Below are 9,182 nucleotides of genomic sequence, written 5' to 3' on the forward strand. Positions count from 1 at the left end.
CAGTCAGTCGCCAAACTCCCCCAGAGCCGTCTCGTCGGGATGGTCGCCCCGATCGTGGTCTTTCGTACTCGGATCGGCAGCCTTGAACGCCCGCGAGTCGGTCTGCGTGAAATGGGACCGCGCTTTCGAGACGAGATCCCACGCTTCCGACGGCATCGAACGGCCGTCGGCGTCGGGGCGGCGACTCGACATGGCCTCGTTTCGCAGTTCGCGCAGTTCGTCGAGACACTCCGATTCGTACCACGTCAGCGCCTCAAAGATCGGCTCGAGCGTCCAGTCACGGCCCGCGGAGCCGCGGAGGAACGCCGCCCCGACGGCGTCGAGAAAGTCCTCCCGAACGGGCTCCCGGTCGCCGGTGCCGTCCTCGCGGTCCAGTGCGAACCACAACGTTTCGTCGCGCGTACACGCCGCCACGGGTCGCTCTTGGGTCTCTGTCTGTCGGTACAGTGCCCACGAACGGGCGTCCTCGTCGATTCGGAATGCAAAGGCTGGGTCTGACATGGATTAGTCCGCGTTCCACTCGCGGACCTCCGCGAGTGCGTCCTCGAGTTTGCGCTGGTTGAACGGGTTCGGTTCGGCGTCGATCGCGGCCTCGAGTTGTGCCGGACTCATGAGTCGTGCCCGACGTTTGTAGCACCGAGCACAGAGATACCGGCCCTCGAGCGTGCCGAGCGGGTTCGTCTGGCACCCAGAGGTGTTGCACACCTTCGAGCGGACGGTGCCGGCGAAGGTCTCGAGGAAATCGGTTCCTGTCATACGTGTTTGGTTCTCATACTGCTACCTAGTTGTTTCGCCGACAGACGGCCGTCTCACGCACGCGGGAAGAGAGAACACCGGAGTGTCCTACCGGTCAATCACTACCTCCCGGGTGCCCGATATGAATTATAGAAAATAGATTTATTTCTACATACTGGCGCGCGTATCCTTAGTATATACGCGGTGGCTATCGCGGGCGCTGGAGACTGGAGAACGAACCCAAAATCACAAGACGTGGTTGGGTTCAACTCACTCCGATCTCTTGGAGAGAATCAGAAATCATCCCACGGTAGATTGAGAGCCTTTTCCCCAGTTTCCGTGAGTTGGTACGACCCATTCGGCTTCTTGACACACCTTTTGAGGTCGTCCTCGTCGGAAAGGTAATTCGCGAGCGTGCTCTCGTTGATTCCGCTGTAGTCAGACAGCGTTGCCTGACTTGAAATCTCATTCTGTTCGATCTCCGAAAGGCAGTGTAGCATCCGCCGACGCTTCTTGTCGCTGCATTCGAGCCACGGCCGCAACGCCGCAGGCAATCGGAGTTCTTCGCCACCGTCGGTTTTCGCCGTCTGTGCGCCACCGCCCATGAGTTCGGCCATCTGGCGTTCTTTCGCCCGCTCGAGTTCCTCGAGTCGCATTTCGCGGCTTTCATACGCGACACTGGTCCGTTGAAACGTCAGATCGTTCGGAACGGGGTACTCCTGTCGACGTTCGGCGAATCGCTTGACCGTCTCCCGATCGATCGACTCGCGATCGACACCGTCGGCGAAATCCGTCGAGAGCAGGTACCACGTTTTCACGGGCGGCGCGTCGTCGGTCTCGTGAATCTCGCCGTCAGCATCGACCCACCACGCGACGGCGTCGCCCGCCTCACCGCGCCACCGCTCGCTCTCGTGGTCGCGGACGCGATAGCCATACGCGCGCCCGAAGCGATTTTCGAACGGTACGTCACCGTCTCCGAGTCCGCACGGTGCCCCGCGCCACCAAATCGGCCAGTAGAAATTCTCGTCGACTTTCAGCGCGCCTTGCCCCGGATCGAAGCCTTTCAGTTGCTCTTTCAGGGAGTAGGGAAACTGCATTTCGTCGTCCATCTGTTTGATGAGACCGTTATCCAGTTTCAGGAACACCTTATAGGGCATGTTCGACCGCACAGGCTTTGCCACGTCGTTGAGTTTCTGCGTCGAGCCGACCATCAAGATCCGTCTCGAGCCGCCCTGCGTGGCAATCTCGTACAGCGTTTGCCGAAGTGGTCGAACCTCGGTCGCGTAGTCGACGATGGTCATTTTCGACGGGGCGATCTGTTTCAGCTCACGCACCTCGAGAGCGACCCGCGGAAGCGACTTATCCTCGTCTCGCACCCGGAGTAAGAGCCGCAACCAGAGGTTCGTAATGATGTACTTGAGCGGTTCGTTCCGGTCCTCGAGATAGTTGCAGTTCAGCGCGGCCACGCGGTCGTTCCGGCGGACCATCTCTGCCATATCGAGATTCGTCTCGGCGTCGGAGTTGGCGAGCAGCCCCTCGCCGGCCAAATGGAGCACTGTCTGGGCGCATTCTTTGAGGACCTTGTCCGCATCCATCTCGTAGCGAATCTCGGTTGCACCGTCGTCTGTGATAAGTTCCTCGCCGTCGTCTAAGTCGTCAGTGTTCATGTCGTCGTCCGCGAGGTGACGAATCGTGACCGTCGCTTCGACCTCTTCGGCGTAGGTCTCGAGGCGATCGACGAGAACCGCGACCTCGTCGCCTTTCGCGGTCTTGGCTTCGGCGAGTGCCTGCTCGACGCGGTTGATCGTATTCCGGTCGGCGTCGAACCCACCGAGTTGGAGAATCAGCTTCCCCGTGAGGTCGTCGACGCCGATCGTAAACGGCTCGAAGTTGCCGGGTAGCTCACTCGGTAGCCCGCCCATGGCCGGAACGTACACCTGCGTATCGTAGGCCCGGGGTTCCTGGTTCATCTCCTCGAGATTTGCCCGAATCGGTTCCTCGTCGTTCGGAATCGAGATCATGTTCGTCTCGTCGCGGCCGTCGTCCCACAGCGAGATCCACTTGTATTGGTGGTCCTCTTTCAGGTTCGCGCAGATACTGACGTTCGTACTGTCCTTGCCCTGCCGGGGGAGTGCGACACTGAGGACGTGCTCGCAGGATTTGTGTTCGATAATCGGGAGGCGGTCGCCCGGCCCGATCGGTTCGTCAGCGCCGATCCGAATCCGGCCAACCGGTGTGACTTGCCCGGACGTACTGGCCTTCCCCGGCGCGGGGTCGATCTTCGAGAATCGAACTGGCTCGTACCAACTCGTGTCTTCGACCGAATAGACGACCTCGAGTTCCAGTGCGACCTGGAACAGCGCCTCGAGTTCATCGGCCGGCGACGGTGGCTGGTCGCCACGGTCACGAGTCGCCATATGATCCCGAAAGCGGGACTTGAGCCCGGGGGACAGCCCATCATAATCGGGCCGCAGGACCGTTGCTAACTCGCTGTGGTCCCGGACTAACCAGTGGGCGGCCCGAAGTAATTCCTCGAGATCGTGGTCGGACGCGCCGGCAAGGGCCTTCCGTGCTTGCTCGAGGAGTTTCCGTATCTTCGCGTCCTGTTCGGCGCGCTCGGAGTGTTCTTGGCGGCGCTCGTAGCTCTCGCGGAGTTGTGAGAGTGATTCATCGACCTGTCCGTCGTCGTCGGCTTGGATGTCTGCAACGGGGCGTGGTTGGCTCATAGATTAGTCGGCGGTCTGGGTGGTTGCTCGCGAGTGGTTCCCATCGAACAGTGCAGCGGCGTCGGGCGAGGGAACAAAGCCCTGCAACTCGTCGCGCGGATCAACGTCGGGGAGTTCGTAGACCGGTTCGCCCTTGCGGTCGGTGAACCGATCGGAGAACTGCGAGTGTCGTTCGCTTACGTCGGGAAGCCGGTTCTTTTCGGCCGGGAACACCAGCGTAATCGTTTGCACGTCGCCGTTGGCGTCCATGAACTCGACCTCGCGTTCATCGAGGACGTGTGCGTCTTCGACGAGATACTGGTACTCCGCGCCGACGAGTTCGGGATCGTGGCCGAGGCGGCGTTCGATCCGGGACGACGAGGGTTGTTCGATAACCGACCATGCGAGTTCGGCTTTCGGAATGAGGTCGTCCTCGGCCGCTTCGACGGTCCGTTTCACATCCCGCATAATCAGCGGTTGCAGGACGTTCTGCCGGTGGCCTTTGAGATTCGGCTTCATTTGCTCGAGACACCGTGCGTAGTGTTGCAGATCCGAGGGCGCGACACACTCGTCGGAGACGTGTTGGTGCATCGTTCGCGAGGTCTTGCGAACGAACTCCTCGCGCTCGTAGCTGGCGTACCGCCGGCCAGCGATGAATCCCATGTAGGCAGTCACGTCGGCCGTCTCGACGGTCTTGAACTGACCGGCACAGTCGAGCCAGTAGTTCGTACTCGAGTGCGTTCGGTAGCGTCGCAGACGGCGCTGGCGGCGTCGCTTGTTGATCCAGTAGTACCCAAGCCCGACGAGCGTACTGGTCGCGCCGATCAAGACATACACCGGCAGCGTCGTCCAAAGCCCGGCCACGAACAGTTGCAGGGTGAGCGCGACCGCCGCTGGAACGCCGAAGCGAACGATTCCGTCGCCAGTACGGAACCCACTCTGTAAGTCGAGCCAGAGGTGTTTGATTTCCTCGAGAAAGCGGACTCGCCACGGGATTTGGTATTCGTCGGGCACGTCCGTCTCGTCGTCACTGTCGTCCGGGTCGTCGTCTCGAGAAACGACTCCGACGACGGCACCGGCGACCCGTCTCGGCACGCCACAGAGTCGGGAAACCAGCGAGCGGTCCTCACCGGACTCGTCGCCGTCGAAGTACTCGGCGCGGCTATACCCCGCTTCGAACAGTGCATCGTCGAGTGCGTAGGCGTCTGCGATGCCGACCACGATATCGCTCGCTGCCTCGTCGATCGCCGCGAGTTCGTCACGGACTGAGTCGAGTTCGGACTCGATGTCCTCGCACTCCGAAATCAGACGGTCGGCCTCGTCGACGGCGTCGCTTGTCGCGTCGTCCATGAGATCCTGCATCGACGCCCGGCCGTCCGCCTCGAGTAGCTTCGCCGGATCGATCTCGCCGGCAAGTGCGTCGTCTACCAGCTCGCCGACGCGATCGGCTTTCCGGTTGTACTCGCCGACGAGTTCGCGCTCTCGCTCGAGGAGTTGTTCGCGACGGGTTTGGTCGGTCTCGCCAGCGTCGGTGGTGTTGGTTTCGTCGGGTTCCTCGGCGTCGGCGATGATATCTTCCGGGTCAGACGGGTCGCTCGGCGAGTCCCAAAACGCAACCGTATCGTCACCGCGGTCGCCCTCGAGCGCGGCGTCGATCCGCTCGGCGATAGCCTCACGGTCGTCGTCGGTCGTCGCAATCACTCGCGTACAGCCGTCGGTCGTCTGAATCTCGTCGCGCAGGTGCTTGATGGTCGCGACGGTCCAGCCGGTCACGTCGGCGGCGACACTGGCGTTGCGGCCACGGCGGAAAAAGACCCACCGGCGGGTGAGCCAGAGTGCAAGGACCGGCACCGTCCAGACACTCGTCAAGACGGTCAAGGCCGGGCCGACAACCGGGGCCGACGACCCCGAGGTATCGACACTCGAGGTGGCGAGCAACCACAGCCCGGACACGATGGTCGCGAACAGCCCGAACACGAGTATCGTTGCGAGGCGTCGCGGGGCCTTCCGCGGGTCGCCAAGCAGCCGATTCGATGCACGAGTGAACCACGACGGCGACGCATCGCTCTCTGGGTCGCCACGGTCTAAGAGTGACAGCGAAGTCATGAATCAGTCTCCTCCGGCGGCGTGGCCGCCAATATCGGTGTGTCGGTCCGGTCGGGCCGCGTTCGAACTCGTCTCTGCGTGCTGGTAGTCACGGTCGCCCGACAGGCGAGCGTTCAGTTCCGAGACAGTACGCCGGGCCTCCCGAACCTCGTTGCCGCGGTTGTAGTCTTTCTCGGCGACCAACAGCGCGGCTTCGATGTTCGACAGGGCCGTCGTCGCGGCGAGTCGCCCCTCGAGAATCAGCGGGCTCAGCCAGGTCTGTGAGCGGAGTTGGTCGGTCGTCAGCGGATCAACGTCTTTCAGGTCATCGACGCCGTGGTGTGAGAACACCGCGTTGCCGTCCTCGTCGTATACGATATTCCCGCGCTCGTCGACTTTGACGATGCCCTTGCAGGCGATTTCGATCATATCGTCGACGGTCTCAACGTCGCTTTCAGCCCAGTAGCGCGAGGCGTTGATGCCGATCTCCGAGATGTCCTCGAGTGGGTGTTTTGCCGCCGAGTTCCGGCGTTCCTCGTAATCCTGTCGGACCGCTTCGCGCATCAACTCGGCGCGGCTCTCTGCCATTTGCTGGAGTCGAAGAATCCACCCGTGTTTGCGCTCGAGGAAGATCGCGAGACCGGCGATAACCGCGATTCCAAGAATCCACGTCACGAAATTCTGTGCGGCGGCAAAGGCCACCGAAATGAACATCATGACCTGCTCGGTGAACAGCGAGTCGAACAGTTTCGCGCGTTCTTCTTGATTCTCGAGGTAATCTCGTGCGCCCGCTGCCGTTCGTTCGTAGCCGGCGGCTTCGGCTTGGTCGAGCGTGTAGTCGATGTAGTCGGAGTATTGGGTGTACTTCGCGGCTTCGACCGATACGTCGGTCTCGGTCGCATAGAGGTCGACCGCGTGGGTCGAGCCGTCGGCGAAGAACAGTTCCGTCGTGTACAGCGAGGCGTTCGACCCGGCCGCGTCGTCGGCGTACTCGATTTGGATTACCGTCCCGCCGCCGAGGACATTGACATCGGCCTGCGACTGTGAGACACGGGCGGCGTCGACAGGCTCGGAGAGTTCGAACGTCGCCGTCGGACCGGTCGTGTTGTAGCTCTCGTCGGATGCTCTGGTTTCGATACTCAGATATTCCTCGTCGTTCGTGACCGGCGTCACGCGGAGCCTGTCGGCCTGTGAGGGCGTACTGTCGTCGGTGCTGTTGGTCGTCGCGTTCTCGGCCTGTACGCTCGCCACAGACGGTTCGCTGTCTACTGTCGGCCCGTCGGCGGCGACGGCCGGGGCACTGGCCCCGAGCACTGTCGCGACGAGTGCAAGGACAAGGGCGAGTCGCAGCGCCGTCGCTAGCGGTCGTGATTGTGTCTGGTACATGAGTTGTCGTTAGTCGTCAGCAGGGGTTGGTTCGCGGTCGGATTCGTCGTAGTCACGCGGGCGGTTCGAAGGTCGATCGGGCTCGAGAACGTCTTTGGCCTGTCGGATTTTCCGCATCCCGGCGTCTTCCTCGTTGGTCAAGATGTCCTCGATTTCGGAGAGTTGTTCGCTAAGAATCGCCGTATGGATCTTTTCAGACCGAAGTTCGTCCTCGAGTTCGCGCTTTTCGTTCTCGAGTTGCTGGATTTCCGACCGTGACTTGCGTTCGGAGGGAACGATCTCGTAGTCGGCAACCCGATTCGGATTGTCGACCTCTCGGATGTTTTTCGCCCGGACCGTGACCTCACCCGAGCGGTCGTCCCAAACCGCCGATTCGTCGTTCGGGACTTCCCACATGACAAGATCATCGGGGAGTCGGTGGTCGGCATCCCGGCGTTTTGCGTCGTCGCCGACCAATTTCGGCCGCCAAAAGAGGCCGAACACCTGCCCGGCTTTGAGTTCGGCGACGAGTGTCGTCCCGTCGTCGGTGAGCTGTTGTTTCGACCGATCGAAGGGGACCGTCTTTCGTTTGTTCCCGTCTTCTTGCTCGAGCATGACCTGTAACTCGCCGGCCTTGCCGTTCTGTTTTGCCTTGAACCAGATGCCGCCGGCCACACAGACCATCCCGTAGACCGCGTATTCGGCGTAGCCAGCGTAGGCGACCTCCGACGGTGAGCCGGTCGCGGCGACCTGATAGAACACGATGGCGAGGTAGACCGCGAGTACGGCGATCGCCCCGATGAAGGCTTTGACCATCGGTGTCTGTCTCGAGACACGGTGGCGAAACCCGACGCGACGGTGCCGTTCGGAGCGGTCCATCTCGAGGCGGTCGTTCGTTCCCTGCTCGTCGTACTCGGTCTCGCCGAGTGAGGTAAACGCAAGGAGCAAGCGGTAGGCGAGGTACAGGGCGACGAGAAAGACGACGCCGCCGATCGCCGCGGATCTGAGTTCAACCATTAGTCCTCACCCTCGTCCTCGTCAAGCGTCTCGTATGTGTCACGGAAGATGTCAAGGGCGCAGGGGTACAGCTCATCCTCTATACCCCGAATAATCACGAATCCGCCGTGTTTATCGATGTACTCGTCGTCAACCTCGAAATCCCCCTCAATCGTCTCGACGATGGTTGGATCGGTGAATGGGCCAGCATACTCAATTTCGACTGGTTTCTTTCTCGCAGCGTTCCACTCTCGAGTCGTCAGATCCGTCACACTTGGCGTATCGCTCATTGGGAATCAGCCTCGTCCTCGTCGTCGCCCATTACGGCATCGACCGTTTCCTGTACGTCGGCTTCGACCTCCGGCGGTGGGGACTCGTCGAACGATGTTTCGACGCCCTCGAGTTGGTCTTCGCCAGTGGGCTCGCCGCGGAGCACGCCCCACATCTTTGAGTGGAGGTCGTACCCCTCGGCGATGTACTCCTGGTACTGGTCTTGGTAGTCCTCGAGTACGCCGAGGACGACCTGACAGTCCCATTCGATCGCGAGGTCGGTGAGGTTGTTTACCAGTTCCTCGTCGGAGTCGGCGTTCCGAATGTAGCGTTCGCGGGTTTTCGTCACCGAGTGGCGTTTGACCATCGGACAGGCAACGCCGTAGTGTTCACAGCCGTCGCAGGCGTCGGGAAACGCCGCTTCGGGGTCTTCGACGCCACGATGGTCGCGCATCTTATTCCCGCGTTTGAGTTCGCGCAGGCGAGAGTTGACCGCGCTGCCGACGTTGCCGTCGGGAATCGAGAGTGACTCGCGTATCCACGCTTGGATTTGGTTGTAGAGTTCCGGGTCGTCGGTGCGGATCTCTTCGCAGTTTCGAGCGAGTTTCTGGCGGATCTCCGTGATTTCGGTGCGTTCGGTTCTTGCCGGATCGGTTTCGGATCGGTCGGTCGGTGGTGAGTGTGTGCTCATGGATCTGGGTTTGCTGTCTCGGGTGGGGTCTCGTCGGTCGGCGGCGTCACCTCGAGTGGGAACTCCGGTGGGTCAGCGGTCGGATAGACGACAATCACGCCGTCTGTGCAAAACGCAGCGAACTCGTCGGTCCCCCGGAGTGGGTTCTTCGGTGTACTCGAGAATCGGACGTTGAAATAGAGTTGTAACGCCCGACTGTTTCGTGTGACTGTGCCGGTCGTATGGTTTCGAGGAGTCGTCATGTCATGCTCTTGGGTCGATTTATAAACGCTGACGAAAACGAAATCGTTAGTCTGAGCGGTTGTAGGGGTTCCAGTTGCCAGCCCGTTTGCGCC

General features: G+C 61.1%; 9 protein-coding genes. All 9 read right to left on the reverse strand.

Going from position 1 to position 9,182, the window contains the following annotated elements:
* Window positions 1-3 precede the first annotated feature (3 nt).
* Window positions 4-501, reverse strand: a complete 498-nt coding sequence (locus tag C489_RS06060; RefSeq protein ID WP_006430293.1) for a hypothetical protein — start codon at window positions 499-501, stop codon at window positions 4-6.
* Between the two features lie 3 nt (window positions 502-504).
* Window positions 505-756, reverse strand: coding sequence for a hypothetical protein (locus C489_RS06065; protein ID WP_006430294.1), 252 nt, complete (start codon window positions 754-756; stop codon window positions 505-507).
* 272 nt (window positions 757-1,028) lie between these two features.
* Window positions 1,029-3,461 carry a zinc ribbon-containing protein gene (locus C489_RS06070; RefSeq protein WP_006430295.1) on the reverse strand — a complete coding sequence of 811 codons (2,433 nt, stop codon included), beginning with the start codon at window positions 3,459-3,461 and terminating at the stop codon, window positions 1,029-1,031.
* Between the two features lie 3 nt (window positions 3,462-3,464).
* Window positions 3,465-5,546, reverse strand: a complete 2,082-nt coding sequence (locus C489_RS06075) for a hypothetical protein (protein ID WP_049890646.1) — start codon at window positions 5,544-5,546, stop codon at window positions 3,465-3,467.
* Between the two features lie 3 nt (window positions 5,547-5,549).
* Window positions 5,550-6,911 carry a hypothetical protein gene (locus C489_RS06080; RefSeq protein ID WP_006430297.1) on the reverse strand — a complete coding sequence of 454 codons (1,362 nt, stop codon included), beginning with the start codon at window positions 6,909-6,911 and terminating at the stop codon, window positions 5,550-5,552.
* A 9-nt stretch (window positions 6,912-6,920) separates the two neighbouring features.
* The gene (locus C489_RS06085; RefSeq protein ID WP_006430298.1) at window positions 6,921-7,907 is read right to left on the reverse strand and encodes a hypothetical protein; all 987 of its coding nucleotides are present in this window, start codon (window positions 7,905-7,907) and stop codon (window positions 6,921-6,923) included.
* Window positions 7,907-8,176 (reverse strand): hypothetical protein, encoded by a 270-nt coding sequence (locus tag C489_RS06090; protein ID WP_006430299.1) that lies wholly within the window; start codon window positions 8,174-8,176, stop codon window positions 7,907-7,909. Before C489_RS06090 ends, C489_RS06085 begins: the two co-directional genes overlap by 1 nt.
* Window positions 8,173-8,847 (reverse strand): hypothetical protein, encoded by a 675-nt coding sequence (locus tag C489_RS06095; protein WP_006430300.1) that lies wholly within the window; start codon window positions 8,845-8,847, stop codon window positions 8,173-8,175. Before C489_RS06095 ends, C489_RS06090 begins: the two co-directional genes overlap by 4 nt.
* On the reverse strand, window positions 8,844-9,182 hold a 339-nt coding region (locus tag C489_RS22455; RefSeq protein ID WP_239642037.1), incomplete at its 5' end, for a hypothetical protein. The genes C489_RS22455 and C489_RS06095, both read right to left, overlap by 4 nt.

It is taken from the genome of Natrinema versiforme JCM 10478, from assembly GCF_000337195.1.
In the GTDB taxonomy this organism is placed as follows: Archaea; Halobacteriota; Halobacteria; order Halobacteriales; family Natrialbaceae; genus Natrinema; species Natrinema versiforme.